Source organism: Corallococcus sp. M7 (assembly GCF_054512695.1).
On the sequence record NZ_CM137252.1, the window covers coordinates 6,516,338 to 6,532,689 of the forward strand.

Annotated in this window: 12 protein-coding genes; 7 read left to right on the forward strand and 5 right to left on the reverse strand. The window is 71.6% G+C overall.

From position 1 onward, the window contains the following. Nucleotides 1-95: 95 nt before the first annotated feature. Complete coding sequence (locus tag ACX114_RS26140; RefSeq protein WP_459288862.1) at nt 96-2,978, reverse strand: golvesin C-terminal-like domain-containing protein; 2,883 nt, start codon at nt 2,976-2,978, stop codon at nt 96-98. A gap of 80 nt (nt 2,979-3,058) precedes the next feature. On the opposite strand from ACX114_RS26140, the gene ACX114_RS26145 reads away from it, so the two are divergent. Further along, a complete protein-coding gene (locus ACX114_RS26145; protein WP_459288864.1) occupies nt 3,059-3,703 on the forward strand; it encodes a diacylglycerol kinase family protein in 645 nt (214 codons plus the stop codon). 107 nt (nt 3,704-3,810) lie between these two features. Here the strand turns inward: ACX114_RS26145 and ACX114_RS26150 are convergent, their stop codons facing one another. Beyond that, entirely contained in the window at nt 3,811-4,023 is a 213-nt protein-coding gene (locus tag ACX114_RS26150) for a hypothetical protein (RefSeq protein ID WP_206792564.1), read from the reverse strand. A gap of 321 nt (nt 4,024-4,344) precedes the next feature. Between ACX114_RS26150 and ACX114_RS26155 the strand changes: the two genes are divergently transcribed. The 5 genes from ACX114_RS26155 to ACX114_RS26175 all read left to right on the forward strand — a co-directional run bounded on the left by ACX114_RS26155 (nt 4,345) and on the right by ACX114_RS26175 (nt 11,186). After that, complete coding sequence (locus ACX114_RS26155) at nt 4,345-5,940, forward strand: NAD(P)/FAD-dependent oxidoreductase (protein WP_459288867.1); 1,596 nt, start codon at nt 4,345-4,347, stop codon at nt 5,938-5,940. A 47-nt stretch (nt 5,941-5,987) separates the two neighbouring features. After that, nucleotides 5,988-6,362 (forward strand): hypothetical protein, encoded by a 375-nt coding sequence (locus ACX114_RS26160; protein ID WP_459288868.1) that lies wholly within the window; start codon nt 5,988-5,990, stop codon nt 6,360-6,362. A gap of 127 nt (nt 6,363-6,489) precedes the next feature. Then, entirely contained in the window at nt 6,490-7,629 is a 1,140-nt protein-coding gene (locus ACX114_RS26165; RefSeq protein WP_459300284.1) for a class I SAM-dependent rRNA methyltransferase, read from the forward strand. A 60-nt stretch (nt 7,630-7,689) separates the two neighbouring features. Further along, nucleotides 7,690-9,210 (forward strand): HD domain-containing protein, encoded by a 1,521-nt coding sequence (locus ACX114_RS26170; protein ID WP_459288870.1) that lies wholly within the window; start codon nt 7,690-7,692, stop codon nt 9,208-9,210. 5 nt (nt 9,211-9,215) lie between these two features. Then, nucleotides 9,216-11,186: an HD domain-containing phosphohydrolase gene (locus ACX114_RS26175; protein ID WP_459288872.1), complete on the forward strand. Its 1,971-nt coding sequence runs from the start codon at nt 9,216-9,218 to the stop codon at nt 11,184-11,186. Here the strand turns inward: ACX114_RS26175 and ACX114_RS26180 are convergent. The 3 genes from ACX114_RS26180 to metG all read right to left on the reverse strand — a co-directional run bounded on the left by ACX114_RS26180 (nt 11,173) and on the right by metG (nt 15,448). After that, nucleotides 11,173-11,949, reverse strand: a complete 777-nt coding sequence (locus tag ACX114_RS26180) for a TatD family hydrolase (RefSeq protein WP_459288873.1) — start codon at nt 11,947-11,949, stop codon at nt 11,173-11,175. The two genes, ACX114_RS26175 and ACX114_RS26180, sit on opposite strands and share 14 nt — an antisense overlap. Further along, nucleotides 11,946-12,920, reverse strand: a complete 975-nt coding sequence (locus ACX114_RS26185; protein WP_459288875.1) for a HEAT repeat domain-containing protein — start codon at nt 12,918-12,920, stop codon at nt 11,946-11,948. The genes ACX114_RS26180 and ACX114_RS26185 overlap by 4 nt, the downstream gene beginning before the upstream one ends. A gap of 401 nt (nt 12,921-13,321) precedes the next feature. Next, nucleotides 13,322-15,448, reverse strand: coding sequence for a methionine--tRNA ligase (gene metG / locus ACX114_RS26190; RefSeq protein WP_459288877.1), 2,127 nt, complete (start codon nt 15,446-15,448; stop codon nt 13,322-13,324). 109 nt (nt 15,449-15,557) lie between these two features. Between metG and ACX114_RS26195 the strand changes: the two genes are divergently transcribed. Then, the gene (locus ACX114_RS26195; protein ID WP_459288878.1) at nt 15,558-16,352 is read left to right on the forward strand and encodes an NRDE family protein; all 795 of its coding nucleotides are present in this window, start codon (nt 15,558-15,560) and stop codon (nt 16,350-16,352) included.

A 16,352-nucleotide genomic window follows, 5' to 3' on the forward strand; every position in this document is an offset into this window, starting at 1 on the left:
TGTTTTCCGTCTCCTTGAAGGAGTGGGCCTTCGCGGCCCACCGTCATGAATCTCGTAAAGAAGGCGGGCGACCGTAGGCAGGCGCCCCCGCCGAGTCAACGCTTCGCGTGGGTCGCTTTCGCGCGTGCACGCCGGAGCTGAACAATCACCCCGACCAACAGCCAGAGCCCGGAGGCCGTTCCCGCGCCCGCCCCGCATCCGCAGCCGCTGTCCCCCTTGGGGGAATAGTCGCTCGGGAGCACCGGGACGACCGTCGGATCCGGCGGCGGGGGCGGCGGGGGCGGCTGCACGACCGGATGCGGATCCACCTCCCGCACCGCCACGCAGGTCGACAGCGGCCGGGGGCTGACCGAGGGCGTCGCCTCCGCGTCGGGCAGGGCCGGCGCCTGGGTGACGATTCCTGAACGCACCAGGAACGCGCCCACCAGCCGCGAACGCTCACGATTGGACGCAAGGCCCTCGAACGGGAAGCCCAGCACCAGCACCTGGCCCGCGGGCGCCGTGCCCGCGGAGAGCACGCCCGCGCCCAGCGACGTGCCGGTGTAGCGCAGCACGTCCGCGCCGCCGCCCGTGGGCGCCAGCACGTCCGTCACCCCCACCGGATAGGCGCCGAGCGTCCCATCCGACAGCGGCGTGGCCGCCAGGTCCGCGAGGGGGCCACCCGCCGAGCCTTCCACCCGGGCCGCCGGCGCACCCGCCGCGATGGACGCCCGGAGGATGTCCGTGAGGAACAGCTTGTCGTCCGCGGTGCCCGCCGCGAGCGTGGACACCGTGCGGCCGCCCGACAGCATCAGGTGCCCGCCCCCGGTGACGAACGCGCGCAGGGCGTCCTGCTCCGCCCGCGTCAGGCCCGCGCCCCCCACCCCTCCGCGACCGGTGGACCAGTCCACCAGCCGGTAGCCCGTGGGCGACACCAGCCCCGCCGCCACCGCGTTGCCCGTCGCGCTGTCGAAGGCCACCGCCGACTGCGCGAACGCCGCGCCGTGCTGGCGCAGGTAGCTGCCGTCGTTCATCGCCTCCAGGTAGACGCGCAGCGGGGCCTCCAGGTCGTACGGCGTCTCCAGCTCCTCGCCGCACGCCACCGTCGCGTCCAACCGCTCGTAGGCGTTGACCAGCAGCGCCGGCGCGGTGTCCCCCACCCGTACGCCCACCGTGGCGGACGGGAAGGACTCGCCGCCCGCGTTCACCGCCGCGACGCGGAAGTAGCGCAGCGTGCCCGGCGACAGCGTGACGGTGGCCGACGTGTTCTGCACCTCCGTGCCCTCGTCCCAGCCGAAGCCGTCCGCGCTCTGGTAGAGCCGGTAGGCCGTGGGGGCATCCCGTCCCTCCTCCGACGCGACCTGCGGGGGCGCGGTCCACTTCACCTCCACCGCTCCGGGCGTCGCGTTGCGCGCCGCCACCGCTCCGGGCGTCTCCGGCGGCAGGTGCACCGCCGCGCTGTCGCGAGCCGCGAAGTATTTGATCAGCCCCTGCACGATGGCGCGCGCGGCCACGTGGCGGACGCGGGCCTCCTTGAGGTTCGCCGCATCCGTCGTGTTGTCGTGGTACGCCATCTCCAGCAGCACGCTGGGCATCTCCGGGTTGTGCGTGGGGTTCACCTCGCCCAGGTTCGCCGAGCGCAGGCTGCGCACCCGCCAGTTCGGATCCACCTCGCGCTTCAGGTCCGTTTCGATCTGCGACAGCAGCGCTCGCCCCAACACGTCACCGCCCGCCACGCCCGTGAAGTTGAGCGTGCCGTCCACCGGGTTCGGCCCGTAGACGTATGCCTCCGTGCCCCGGATCGTGCCGGACGTGCCCGCGTTGGTGTGCCACGCGACGTAGACGGCATCCTCGCCCTCCTCGTGCAGCCACGCGGCGAAGCGCGGCCGGGACGTCACGTCCGCGTTGCGCTCGTTGGACAGCGCGTTGGCCCCCGACGGCGCGTACACGCTGAACGGTGCCCCGCTGTACTGCACGTGGTAGCGCCCGCTCTCCTCGAAGCGCGGACGCAGGAGCGGCCCCTGCGCCGCGTCGCCCATGAGGCCCCGTCCACCGCCCAGCCGCACCGCGTCCACGGACAGCGTCGCGCCCGTGCCCTGCGCCGAGTCGTTCTCCAGCACCACCGCGCCGGACTCCGGGTGCGCTCCCGCCTTGAAGTAGAAGCGGCCCAGCAGCACCCACGTCCCGCCATGGCGCTGCTGGTTCACCCGGAAGTGGCTCTCGCCGCCCGCGTGCTTCACCACATAGTGCGCGTCCGTCGCGCGCGTGGGGTCGGAACCATAGGAGACGTAGACGTTGTAGGCCGCGTCCGCCGGCACGTCCGGCGTCCACGTCGCCTTCGCGGTGGAGGTGGCCGCCGTGTCCAGCGTGCGCGTGGTGCCCAGCGTGAAGGGCTCCACCCCGTTGCCCATGGGCACGGGCGGAGGCGCCCAGCCCTTCTGGGTGGAGGCGTGGAAGCGCGCGGCATCCCCGCTCTCCACATAGCCCGTGCCGCCGTTGTCCACGGTGGCGAGGAGCGGGTTCAGGTCCGTCTCACGCACGGACACCACCGTGGCGCCCGCCGCCATCAGCATGGGCTGGAGCTCCTGCGCCACCACCTCCGCGGAGATGAAGTCCTCCACCACGCCCCAGGTGTTGGGCCGCTGGGTCGCCCAGCGCTTCAGGCCGTTGTCGCGATAGAAGCCGTGGCCCGGGCTCAGGTAGATGACCTTGCCGGACAGCGCGCCCTCGCCCCGCCGCGTCTGCGGCACGCCCGCGGTCTTCACGTTGGACTTCGCGGCCCGCGTCTCACGGCGCACCACGGCGGGCGCGTCAGGAGCCAGGCGGCGCTGCTCATGCGGCCGGGGCGCCGGAGCTGGCAGGTATTGAACACCCGGCGGCTCCAGCCCCAGGTCGTCGCCTTCGAAGGCTTCGGGAGTGCCCTGCGCGTGAGCGAGGACGGAGGTGCAAAGCAGGGTCAGCGCCAGCGAGCGCGACCAGGACGGAAGGAACGTTCGCATCACGCGACCGACCTTACCCCTTCACTCCCCCGCTTCAATCGGACCTGTGGGTGCTAGCCTGCCCACCCCTTCACCTTCCGATGACCGTTCCTGTATCCCCCCGTCCCCAGTTTCCCTCCCGCCGCAGCAACGGCCTGTTCGCCTCGTTCGGACATGCGTGGGCAGGGCTCATCCACACCGTGGCCTGGCAGCGCAACATGCGCATCCACCTCATCTCCGGCGTGCTGGTGGGGCTGGTGGGCAGCGGCATCCCGCTGGGGCTCGCGGAGAAGGTCACGCTCATCTTCTGCGTGCTGCTCATCTTCTTCGCGGAGATCCTCAACAGCGCGCTGGAGCAGCTGGTGGATCTGGCCGTGCAGCAGTTCGACGAGAAGGCCCGGCTCACCAAGGACGCGGCGGCCGCGGGCGTGCTCGTGCTCGCGGGCGGCACGGTGGTCATCTTCGCCGCCATCCTGATCAACTACTGGGAGACCGTGCGCACCAGCACGGACGCCATCTTCCGGCAGGTCGCGCTGGGGCTGCCGCTGGCCGGCTGCGCCACGGTGCTCGTGCTGCCGCAGCCCAGGCCCGTCGGCGTGGACGTGCTCGCGTTCCTTCTGGCCATGGGGTTGCTCGCGTTGACGGCGCCCACGTCCGCGAGCCTCGTCTTCACCGCGCTCACCGCCGCGCTGCTCGTCATCGCCGCCGCGGCGGCCCGCGAGCGCCGCCGCCACCCCCAGCCTTGAGGGCTCGACAGCGCTCGACGGTTTCCCGTCACCTCGCGGGTGGGGCGCCCGGAACCAGTCCGGAGCCCGCTCACCCGCGGAGGGTTGATGCAGGGGATTCTAAGGGACTACGCGCGCTGCTGAAAGCCCGCCCCAGCGTCGGGGGCCGGCGTCGACTGGGCGGCGGCGACCGCCTTGTCGCCTTCCTTCAGGTCGGTCGTCACCAGCTCCAGCAGCTCCGTCGCGATGCCGATGACCTGGTGCGGCGTGTAACCGCTTGCGCGCAGCTGGTTGAAGAACGTGCGCGCGAGGATGCGGGTGCCCTTCTGGTCGGTGCTCACGGGAATTGCCTCCGGATTCGACGCCTTGTGTCAGGGCGCCGCGACTACGTGCGGGTCCGGTCTTCAACCTCCGTGCCAGCCGTTCTCTTCCGAACGGATTCTCCAGCAGTCCTCAGGGGTTGAAGCCCGGAAGTGGACGGCACGGAACGTGGAGTGTGCGAAGGGGGTTACGCACCCGGACGTCCGCCCTGCCTGGAACGGCGTTGGCGGGTGTATCGGCGGGTACGCACCCACCCCACGGGCCATCTTGTCTTTTCAAGTGCTTGCATTCCCTCCGGGGGGTGGAGCACATACGCGCCCCCATCGAGGAGTCAGAACACAATGGCGTACCGGGTGAACAACATCGGGCTGTGGCTGGACGAGCCGGAGGAGCTGCTCGGCCAGCGCGCCGCGGAGAAGCTGGGGGTCACCCGGAGCGACCTCGCCTCCGTGCGGGTGGTGCGCTCGGTGCTGGATGCGCGCAAGAAGGGCAGCCCGCGTTACATCTACACGCTGGAGGTAGAGCTGGCCCCGGGCCGCAAGGCGCCGCGACTGCCCCCGGACGTGAGCGAGGCGCCGCCGCCGCCGGAGCTGCCGCCGCGCGTGAAGGAGCCGGAGAAGCTCCCGCTCATCATCGGCACCGGACCCGCGGGGTTGTTCTGCGCGCTGGGCCTCTTGGAGCGCGGCGTGCGCAGCATCCTGCTGGAGCGCGGCAAGGAGGTGGTGACGCGCCGCAAGGACGTGGCGAAGCTCATGCGCGACGGGTCGCTCGACCGCGAGAGCAACATGAACTTCGGCGAGGGCGGCGCGGGCGCGTACACGGACGGCAAGCTGTCCACGCGCATCAACCACCCCATGGTGCGCAAGGTGATTGAGGCCTTCGCGAAGTACGGCGCGCCGGATCACATCCTCATCGAGGGCAAGCCGCACATCGGCTCCGACCTCTTGCCCGGCGCGGTGGCGAAGCTGCGCGACGAGCTCATCGCGGGCGGCTGCCAGGTGTACTTCGAGCAGCGCGTGGACGACCTGCTCTACCGCGACGGCCGCATCGCGGGCGTGAAGATGGCGGACGGGCGCACGCTGGAGAGCGACCGCGTCATCCTGGCGCCGGGCAACTCCGCTCGCGAATTGTACGAGCGCTTCGCCGCCGACGGCCGCGTGAGCGTGGAGGCCAAGCCCTTCGCGCTGGGCTTCCGCGCGGAGCACCCGCAGTCGCTGATCAACGGCATCCAGTACGGCTCCGCGGCGAAGCACTCCAAGCTGCCGCCCGCGGACTACAAGCTGGCGGAGAACCTGGACGTGGACGGCGAAGTGCGCGGCGTCTACTCGTTCTGCATGTGCCCCGGCGGCATCGTGGTGCCCACGCCCACCGAAGAGGGTCTGCAGTGCACCAACGGCATGAGCAACTCGCGGCGCAACGCGAAGTTCGCCAACGCGGGCATCGTCGTGTCCGTGTCCGTCGCGGACTTCGCGCGCGAGGGCTTCCACGGGCCGCTCGCGGGCCTGGAGTTCCAGCGGCACTGGGAGGGCGAGGCCTACAAGCTGGGCGGAGGCCGCTTCTTCGCGCCCGCGCAGACCATCCCGGACTACCTGGCCGGCCGCGTGAAGAAGGACCCGGGTGACACCAGCTACCGCCCGGGCCTGGCGCACACTGACCTGAACAAGCTCTTCCCGGAGCGGCTGACGCAGTCGCTCAAGGCGGCGCTGCGCACGTTCGACCGGAAGATGAAGGGCTTCATCAGCGACGAGGGGAAGCTCATCGGCATCGAGAGCCGGACGTCCTCGCCGGTGCGCATCACCCGGGGTGACGACCTGCAGTCCGTGTCCATGCGCGGCCTGTACCCGGTGGGCGAGGGCTGCGGCTACGCGGGCGGTATCGTGTCCTCCGCCATTGATGGACTGCGCGCCGCTGAGCAGATTGCGACAGAGCTGGCTTGAGGTCCCCGCCCCCTTCCGGGCAGGGTGGGCCGGGAGGGAGGAAGACCATGGCGTACCGCGTTCGCACTCCGGATGGTGAGCTGATGTTCCCCTCGCTGGGCGACATCGAGCGCGCCTATGTGCAGGGGCTGGTGGACCCGGACGACGAGGTGCGCGAGGACGGCGCGGAGAAGTGGCGCAAGGCGTCCTCGCTGCCCGTCCTGGCCCGGGCGAAGAAGCCCCATGGCCAGGAGACATCCAAGCGCGCCCAGACGCTCACGGTGGTGGGCGCGGTGGCGGCGGGGGTGCTCGCGCTCGTGCTGCTCTTCACCGGCACGAACTGGAATGTCCGGATGATGGGCATCGCGCTGGCCCTGGTGGTCAGCGGAATGCTCACCCGGGTGTCCTTCAAGGCCTACAAGCGGCCTCCGCCCGTCCTCTGACGACGCTCCCTCCCCTGCCCTCCAGGGCAGCGGCACGGCCCTCGCCGCCAGCAGGCCCCACACGGCCCATGTTTGGTGGAAGGCACCCCGCGGGGTGCCCTCCATCGCGCTGGAGGAGGACCGCACCTTGCTCAGCACCTACCTGTCCCGAGAAGCCGCTCGCAAGCTTCGCCATGGCGCCCCCTGGCTGCGCCGCGAGGACATCGTCTCCATGGAGGGCGAGCCGCAGCCCGGCACGCCCATGCAACTGAAGGACGAGGACGGGCATGTCCTGGGGCTGGGTGACGTGGACCTCCAGGCCTCGTACGCCGTGCGCCGCCTGGGCCTGCCGGACGAGTCCGTGGAGGGGCTCATCCCCCGCCACGTGCGCCACGCCTTCGAGCGGCGCGGCCGGCTGGTGGACGACCCGCGCTTCTGCCGCATCGTCAACGACGACGGGGACGGGCTGCCGGGCCTCATCGTGGACCGGTATGATCAGCACTTCGTCGTCCAGACGCTCACCCGCTCCATGGACGCGCGGCTGGACGAGATCACCCGCACGCTGGGAGAGGTGACGGGGGCGGCCTCGGTGCTCTTGCGCAACGACACACTCCGGCGCAAGGCGCTGGGCCTGCCCGCGCAGCGCCCGCACGTGATGTACGGCACGCCGCCGCGCTGGTGCCGCCTCCTGGAGATGGGCGCGCGCTTCACCGTGGACCTCACCTACGGCCGGGGCACGGGCTACGCGTACGACCACCGCGAGCTGCGCCGCTTCCTGGGCCGCACGGGCAATGGGGACCGGGTGCTGGACGTGGCGTGCAACGTGGGCGGCCTCTTCGTCCACGCGGGACGGCACGGGGCGAAGCACATCCTGGCCTTCGACGGCAACGCGGACGCGGCGGACCTGGCGCGGGAGAACGCGGAGGCCAACGGGCTGCTCGGCCGGGTGACGGTGGAACAGGGCGAGCCGCTGGCCGTGCTCCGGGCCCTCAAGGACACCTTCGACCTGGTGCTGCTCGACACGCTGGGGGTGGCGTCCGAGGAGGACTTCATCGAACAGGTGCGGCTGGCCCTGCGGCGCACCCGCCATGGGGGACGGCTGCTCGTGGTCGGATATCACCCACCACTGGCGCTGGGCTCGTTCACGGAGTGCGTGGCCACGGCCTGCGAGCAGGAGGCGCGCATCGCATTCCGGCTGGTACGGATGGGGTTGCCGCCGGACCACCCCGCGCCGGTCGGCTCCCCTGGGGCCGAGTACCTGGAGGCGGTGGCGCTCGAGGTGAGCTAGCCAAAGCCTGTGCTGATTCGCCCTCGACGGGCCCTCCTCGGTGTTAGTGTCCGCGCCGCGATGACAACCGAAAACGAGTCCCAGGCCGCGACCTCTTCCACCCCGGAGGCTTCCGTCGAGACCGTCCGCAAGGTGTACGCGGCGGACCTGCGCGAGAAGGACCGGGTCAACACCGTCTTCCGCGTCACCAAGAAGGAGAAGGTGAACGCGCGCAGCGGCAAGGTGTTCCTGTCGCTGTCCCTGGCCGACAAGAGCGGCACGGTGGACGCGCGCGTCTTCGACAAGGTGGACGCGCTGGAGCCCGCCTTCCAGAACGGTGACTTCGTCCTCGTGCAGGGCAGCGTCATCGTCTTCCACGGCCGCACCCAGGTCGTCGTGGAGGCCGTGGAGCGGCTGGATCCGGAGCCGCTCGACCCCAAGGAGTTCGAGCCGCCCCCCGCCCCGCCCGCCGAGGCGAAGGCCGCCGAGTCCAAGTCTGGCGAAGCGAAGTCCGGCGAAGCGAAGGCTGAGTCCAAGTCTGGCGAAGCGAAGTCCGGCGACGCGAAGCAAGCGGAAGGCAAGCCCGAGCGCCACGAGGGCGGCGGCGGTGGCCCGCGCGCGGTGGGGCAGATCCGCGAGCTCGTCACCGAGCGCGTCAACGACCCGTTCGTGAAGCAGCTGCTGCTCGCGTTCCTGGACGACGCGCAGGTGTCCGCGGCGCTGCCGGTGGCTCCGGCCGCCAAGGGCGTGCACCACGCGTGGCGCGGCGGGCTGGCCGAGCACGTCCTGTCGGTGATGCGCCTGACGCTGCGCGTGTCGGACCACTACCCCATGGCGGACCGCGACCTGCTGCTGGCCGGCGCGTTCCTGCACGACGTGATGAAGGGCGGCGACGCGTCCGACAAGGGCTTCGACACCTCCGACGAGGGCCGGCTGGTGGGCCACGCGGTGCTGGCCGCGCAGAAGATCCGCGAGAAGACCCTGGGCATCCCGGGCTTCCCGCCGCTGCTGGAGCAGCACCTCACGCACCTGGCGATCTCCCAGTCGGGGCCGTCCGGCGCCCCCGGTGCGAAGGTGCCGGTGACGCTGGAGGCGCAGATCGTCGACACGCTCAGCTCGCTCGACGCGCGCATCTCGTCGTGGGTGGAGGCCATGCAGCGCGATCCGAACGAGCGCTGGACGGACCACCTGCGCGCGTACGAGCGCTCCCTCTGGAAGGGCTTCGTGCCCACCGGCCGCGGCCGGGCTCCGGTGGAGGGCGGCCGCCGCAAGCACCGCGAGGAGAAGCGCAAGGCGCGCGCCGACAAGGGCCCGCCGTCCGCCGCTGGCGAGGGCACCGCCGCCCCCGCGTCCCAGGAGGCCCGTCCGGAGCGTCCGCCGCGGCCTCCTCGCGAGCCCCGCGCCGAGCGTCCGCCGCGCGAGGACCGTCCGCCCCGCGAGGACCGGGGTCCCCGCGAGGAGCGCCCTGCCCGTCCGCCGCGCGAGGACCGTCCGCCCCGCGACCCCAAGAGCCTGCCCGGCGAGCTGACCTTCAAGCCGTTCAGCGCGCTGGCGCCGGCCTCGAAGTCCGGTGGTGAGGGTGGTGGCTCCTCGGAGGGCTGAAGTCCATGGCGAAGCGGCTGGGAGAGCGGTTGATTGAGGCCGGCCTCGTGACGCCGGGGGCCGTGGAGCAGGGTCTGGAGCACCAGAAGATCACCGGCCACAAGCTGGGGGACTGTCTGGTGGAGCTGGGCCTGCTCCAGGAGGCCGCGCTGCTGCGGCTCTTGGCCAACGAGTTCCAGACCCGCTTCGTCACCGCGGACAAGCTGGCCAAGGTCCGCATCGACACGAAGGTGTTGGACAAGCTGCCGGTGCGGCTGGCGGAAGCGCAGAACGTGCTCCCGCTGGCCATCGACCCGGAGCGCAAGCTGCTCTCGGTGGTGGCCGCCGAGCCGCAGAACAAGTCGCTGCTCGACGAGATCGCGCTCGTCACCGGCATGTCGGAGGTCTACGCGTACATCGGCCTGCGCAGCGCCATCTCCGCGGCCATCCGCAAGCACTACTACGGCGACCCCACGGCGTTCACCACGCTGCTGGAGGGCCCCTCCGCGAACAACGGCCCGCGCCGTCCGGACACGCCCTCCAACACGCACGTGGGCGCGGAGCCCGGACGCGGCGGGAGCTCCGCCGGACGCAGCAGCGCCACCAGCCTGAGCATGCGGCTGGAGACGGACGCGCGGATGCGGCTGCAGCGCGGCGGCAGCGGCACCAACGTGGCGCGCGTCTCCACGCAGCGGCGCGAGCCGGGTGGCCCGCGCGGGCTCATCAGCGACACGGACTACGTGGAGACGCTGAGCCTGATGGTGGGCCTGCTGGAGCAGGACCGGCCCCGGCACCGGGGACACTCCGCGCAGCTGGCGCGGCAGGCGGGCATCGTCGGCCAGCGCATGGGCATGCCCCACAAGGAGCTGGCGGCGCTGTCCATCGCGGCGTACCTGCACGACCTGGGCAAGCCCCCGGAGCGGCACTACTCGCTGGCGAGCAACGCGGCCAATCCGGAGTGGAAGGCCCAGGCCAAGGCGTGCTGCCGCGCGCCCACGAAGCTCTTCGAGACGGTGCACCTGCCCGCGCAGGTGAACACCATCCTCGCGCAGCTGTACGAGGCCTGGGACGGCTCCGGCACGCCCCAGGGCGCCAAGGGCGAGGACATCACCCTGGGCGCGCGCATCCTGGCGGCGGTGGACAGCTTCCTGGAGCTCACCAAGAACCCGGGCAACGCGTTCGGCCGCGTCTTCACCAAGCAGCAGGCGCTGGAGCACCTGAAGAAGAACGCGGGCGTGCTCTACGACCCCGTGGTGGCGGACATCGTCGGGCAGCTGCAGAGCGGAGAGCTGCTGGTGCACCGGCTGGCCAGCGAGGGCCGCCAGGTGCTCATCGCGGAGCCGGACGAGGCCACGCGCGGCGAGCTGCTGGAGGCGGTGCTCAAGCAGGAGCTGGTGGCGCACGCGCTGTCCACGCTGGACGGCGCGCTGGACGGCCTGTCGCGGCAGGACTGCGACGTGCTGGTGGTGAGCCTGCGGCTGGGCCAGCAGGAGGTCATGGACCTGCTGGAGGCCGTGCGCTCCATGCCGGAGAGCGCGGGCCTGCCCATCGCCGTGGTGGGAGAGCCGGATGCCCAGGCGCGCGAGCGGCTGCTGATGGCGGGCGCGACGGCGGTGCTCTCCCCGAGCGACAAGGCGGAGGTCGCCCGCACGGTGCTGTCCCTCTTCCAGGACCGCGTGCAGCACAACGGCCCGGGCCGGGTGGTGCGCGGCAGCTTCGACGAGCTGCCCCCGAAGGAGCTGTTGCGCACGCTGGGTGGCGGCAAGAAGAGCGGGAAGCTCCAGCTGCGCAGCCACACGCTGGAGGGCTCGCTGCACCTGGAGCGCGGCCGCGTGGTGCACGCGGCGTTCGGCGGCCACGCGGGCGAACCCGCGCTGCAGGCCCTGCTGAAGCTGAAGCAGGCGGACTTCGTCTACGACCCGGACGCGCTGCTCCTGGACATGCCGCAGTTGGACCAGGACCTGGAGGCCCTGGCCAACGCGCTCACGCCAGCGTGAGGTTGAAGAGGCGGGCCGCGTTCGCCGTGGTGACGCGGGCCACCTCTTCCAGCGACACGCCCTTCAGCTCCGCGACCTTCTTCGCCGTCTCCAGCACGTGCGCGGGCTCGTTCTTGCGGCCGCGGTGGGGCACCGGCGCGAGGTAGGGGCTGTCCGTCTCCACCATCAGGCGCTCCAGCGGCGCGAAGCGCACCGCGTCCTGGAGGGCCTCCGTCTTCTTGTAGGTCACGACGCCGGACAGCGACAGGTAGAAGCCCCGGTCCAGGTACTTGCGCGCGGCGGCCGTGTCGCCGGTGAAGCAGTGGATGACGCCGCGGGTGACGTCCTCGGCGGCCAGGGCCTCGTCGCAGTCGTCATGCGCGTCGCGCACATGCACCACCAGCGGCTTGGCCAGGCGCTTCGCGAGCGCGCACTGCCGCCGGAAGACGGTGGCCTGAATCTCGCGCGGCGAGTGGTCGTAGTAGTAGTCCAGGCCGGCCTCGCCCACGGCGCGCAGCTCCGGACGGGCGCAGGTGCGCTCCAGCATCTCGAAGTCCGCTTCGGTTGCGCGGGCTGCCTCATGCGGGTGGATGCCGAGCGTGGGCGACAGGAAGTCCGGGTGCCGGGCGGCGACCTCCAGCGCGTGGCCCCAGTCACCGGGGCCGTGGAACTGCCCCACCAGCACCGCGTGCACCAGCCCCGCCGCGCGGGCGCGCTCCAGCACCGGCGCCACGTCCGCGTAGTCCTTCGGCTCCAGGTGGCAGTGCGCATCAACCAGTTTCATGGCTTCTCCTGAAACAGCTCTTCCAGCTCCGTCCGCGCCTCTTCCGAGGCGAAGGTGGGCACGGCGGCGCGCAGACGCTCCACGCCCTCCGCCACACCCAGCCGCCACACGCCGTCCGCCGCATCCAGCCGGTCGTCCTCCGGCGCGCTCCGGTCCTCCAGCACGGCGAGCAGCCAGGGCAGCGCCCGGGCATCCCCCAGCCGGCCCAGGCCACGCGCGGCGGCGCCCCGGCACGGGTCCTTCGCGTCCGCGAGGATGTCCTTCAAGCGCTCCAGCGCGCCCGGGACCTTCAACTCACCGCACAGCTCCACCGCGAGCGCCCGGTCCGCGCTCCACTTCTTGCGCGTGCGCTGCATCAGCCAGTCCGCGCCCTCCGGATCGCCCAGCTTCAGCAGCACGCCCGCGGCCTGCGTCTTGTCGAACGCGGGCAGCAGCCACTTGCCGAAGAGTCGCTTCACTGCTGGAAGCGCCCGCGTGTCCTCCAGCTCCGCCAGCGCGCCCAGCGCCCGGAAACGCAACGTGTCCACGTCCAGCGCGGCGACGAGCACGTCCAGGCCGGCGGGGTGCTTGAGGGCGGCGATGCCTCGCGCGGCCTCGAAGCGGACCTCGGGCGTGGGGTCCTCCAGCATGCCGGCCAGCGCTCCGCGCGCGTGCGGCAGCGCCAGGTCCGCGAGCCGTCCGGTGGCCTCCAGCCGCACGCGGGTGTCCTCGTCGCGCAAGCGCGGCAGGAGCATGTCCGGGAGCTGCTCCGGCGGCAGGATGACGGACGCCAGGCTCACGCCCGAGCGGCGCACCTCCGGCTGCGCATCCGCGAGCAGCCTCACGAGCACGTCGGTGAACTCCGCCGCGTGCGCGGGCTCCTCGGAAGCGAGTTGGAACAACAGGTCCGCCGCCTCTGCCCGGGTCGCCGGCCGCTTCTCGCGCTCCAGGGTCAACAGGGCGCGGTCCCGCTCGGCACGCCAGTCCGCCACGTCTCGTCACCTCTCTGGCGCTCGGGCCTTCCCATGCCCGGCGCGTCCTTGGAGTCCCGGTCGCTGTGCGACGTGTAGCCCCTGTTGGAACCCCACGCCCTTGAAACCACTCCGGCACCACCTCGCTTCGAAGCGGGTGGCCATTCCGAACGATGCCCTACCCTTCTCCCACCTGAACCGGGCGCGACCTCCCGCCTGCATTTCCAACCGCTGGCGAGGTCCCGTGTCGGCCCCGGCCAGGCACCACTCCCTGGCTCCGGCCACGTTCCGGTCCCGGCAGCAGCCAGGGGCTCCCTGGTCGCACGTGCGACCAACAGCGCAGGGAGCAAAGCCGCCCGCGTGCGCGCGCACGGCTGGCATTCCGGGAAGCGCAGCCGCCGCCCGGGATGCCACCGCCCGCGTTACTTCACGTCGGCGCCGGGCGGCACGTCGCCCGGATCCAGCAGGGACAGGTCCTTGCCGCCCGAGCCCGCCGTCAGCAGCATGCCGCGCGACTCGATGCCCTTGAGCTTGCGCGGCTTGAGGTTCGCCACCACCACCACGCGCCGGCCCGCCACCGCCTCCGGCGCGTACGCCTCCGCGATGCCGGACACGATGGTGCGCGGCGTGCCCTCACCCAGGTCCACGTCCAGCTTGAGCAGCTTGTCCGCGCCCTTCACCTTCTCCGCGGCCACGATGCGCCCCGCCTTCAGCACCACCTTGGCGAAGTCCGCGTACTCGATGTCGGCCGCGGGCGCGCCTTCCGCCGCCCCCGCGCCTGGGGACGCCTGCGTGGTGGGCGCCGCTTCGGGAGTCTTCGCTTCCACGGGCTTCTTCTCCGTCTTCTTGTCCTTGCCGCCTGCCTTCGCGGGCTCGGCGGCCGGCGTCCCCGCGGGGACCTTGATGATGGCGTTGACGCGCTCCTCCTCCAGCCGGGGCAAGAGCGGCTCCGGCGTGCCCAGCGGACGGCTGCGGTCGAGCAGCGGGTACTTCGCGCTGGCGAGCGCCTGGAACGTCAGCGGCTCCGCCCCCAGCTGCGCGAACAGCTTCTCCGACACGCGCGGCGTCACCGGCGCCAGGAGCGCGCCCAAGAGGTACGCCACGTCCGCCGCGTCCGACAGGTCCGCGCGCGCGGCCTCCGCGTCCTTCTTCACCAGCGCCCACGGCGCCGCCGTCTGCAGGAACGCGTTGGCCGTGGAGGCGATCTCCGTGATGACCCGGATGGCGTTGCGGTACTCCAGCTTCTCGAACGCCTCGCGAACCTCCGGCACGCGCGCCAGCGCGTCCTCCACCAGCTTGCGCCCCGCCCCTTCCGCGCGGCCCGGCGCGAGCTTCTTCTCCAGCGGCCCGGCCAGCAGCGACAGCGCGCGGTTGGCCAGGTTGCCCACGTTGTTGACGAGCTCGCCGTTCACCCGGAGGCGAAAGTCCTTCAGGTTGAGGTCCAGGTCCTCCACACCCGCGCCCAGGTTGGCCGCGTAGAAGTAGCGCAGGTAGCTGGGGTCCAGCAGGTCCAGGTAGTCGCGCGCGGCCACCATGGTGCCGCGGCTCTTGCTCATCTTCTCCCCGTTCACGGTCAGGTGCCCGTGCACCTTGATCTCGTTGGGGATGTGGAACCCCGCGACGTTCAGCACCGCGGGCCAGAACAGCGCGTGGAAGTAGACGATGTCCTTGCCGATGAAGTGGACGATGCGGGTGGGCGCGTCCTTGCCCCAGTACGCGAGCGCGTCCGGGAAGCGGCCCGACTCCTTCGCCCACTTCTCCGTCGTGGCGATGTACCCGATGGGCGCATCCAGCCAGACGTAGAAGAACTTGTCCGTCTCACCGGGAATCGCGAAGCCGAAGTACGGCCCGTCGCGGCTGATGTCCCAGTCCGCCAGGCCCTTCTCGAAAAAGCCCTGGAGCTGGGCGGCCAGGCCCGGGTGGATGAAGCCGGGGCGCTTGAGCACTTCCTGGAGGAAGTCCGCGTGCCGCGACAGCTTGAAGAACAGGTGGACGGAGTTGCGGCGGACCGGCGGCGTGCCACACAGCGCGCACTTCGGGTCGATGAGGTCCGTGGGGTTGTACGTCTTGCCGCACTTCTCGCAGGCGTCGCCGTACTGCTCCGTGGCCTTGCAGTTGGGACAGGTGCCCCGGATGAAGCGGTCCGGCAGGAAGCGCTTGTCCTTCTCGCAGTAGGTCTGCTCGATGTCGCGGCGGTCGATGTCGCCCGCGTCCTTCAAGCGCCCGTAGATGAGCTCCGCGTAGTGGCGGTTCTCCGGCGAGTTGGTGGAGTGGAAGTAGTCGAAGCGGATGTCGAAGTCGCGGAAGTCGCGCTGGTGCTCATCGTGGAAGCGCGCGACGAACTGCTCCGGCGGGATGCCCTGCTTCGCGGCGTTGATTTCGATGGGCGTGCCGTGCGTGTCGTCCGCGCAGAAATAGACGACGTCCTGGCCACACGAGCGCAGGAAGCGGACGTAGATGTCCGTCTGGATGTACTCGACGGCGTGGCCGAGGTGGACGGCGCCGTTCGCGTACGGAAGGGCGCTGGTGACGAGGATTCTCTCCGCCATGGACTCTCCTGAGGGCGGCGGACCATAGCCGCTCGGGGATACGAGGTCATCGCCAACATGCAGGCTGAGGGCTGCATGGCGCGAAGATGGATGTTATCGACCGGACGCCATGTGCACCGTCCTGATCCTCCGTAACGCCCACCCCGAGTGGCCGCTGGTCCTCGCAGCCAACCGGGATGAGTTCTACGCGCGCCCGGCCCACGGGCCGAAGGTCCTCTCCGAGTCCCCCCGCGTGGTGGGCGGCCAGGACGTGGAGCGGGGTGGCACGTGGATGGGGGTCACCCACGAGGGAGTCGTGGTCGCCCTGACCAACCAGCGCGGCGCCCGGACCCTGGGCCTGGCCCCCCGCTCCCGGGGCGAGGTGGTGCTGCGCGCCCTGCAGGCCGGGTCGGTGGAGGCCATCGAGCGCTACCTCGGCACCCTGCCCGCCCCGGAGTTCCTGCCCTTCAACCTGCTCTACGGGGACGCGCGCACCCTGCGGGTGGCCTACGCGCGCCCGGGCCACGAGCGCCTGCTGCACGAGGACGTCCCGGACGGCGTGCACGTGCTCCCCAACGACAACCTGGACAACCTGGCGCTCCCCAAGGTGCGGCGGGCACATGCGCTGGCGGAAGGCGTGGCGAAGCGTCCATGGCCGGAGCTGGTGACGGGGCTCCAGGCGGCCCTGGCCGACCATGCCCTGCCGCCCCGGGAGGCCGCGACGGGGCCGCTCTCCGAGGACGGCCTGCCCGCGGACTTCCTCCAGCAGTTGCAAGCCCTGTGCATCCACACGGAAGGCTACGGCACGCGCTCGTCCGCCATCGTCGCGCTCGGGCCCGGCCGCGTGGGACACTACCTGGCCACGGACATCGCACCCTGCCAGGGCGGCTGGCGGGACGTGACGGGCCTGCTCGCGGCGCCCTGA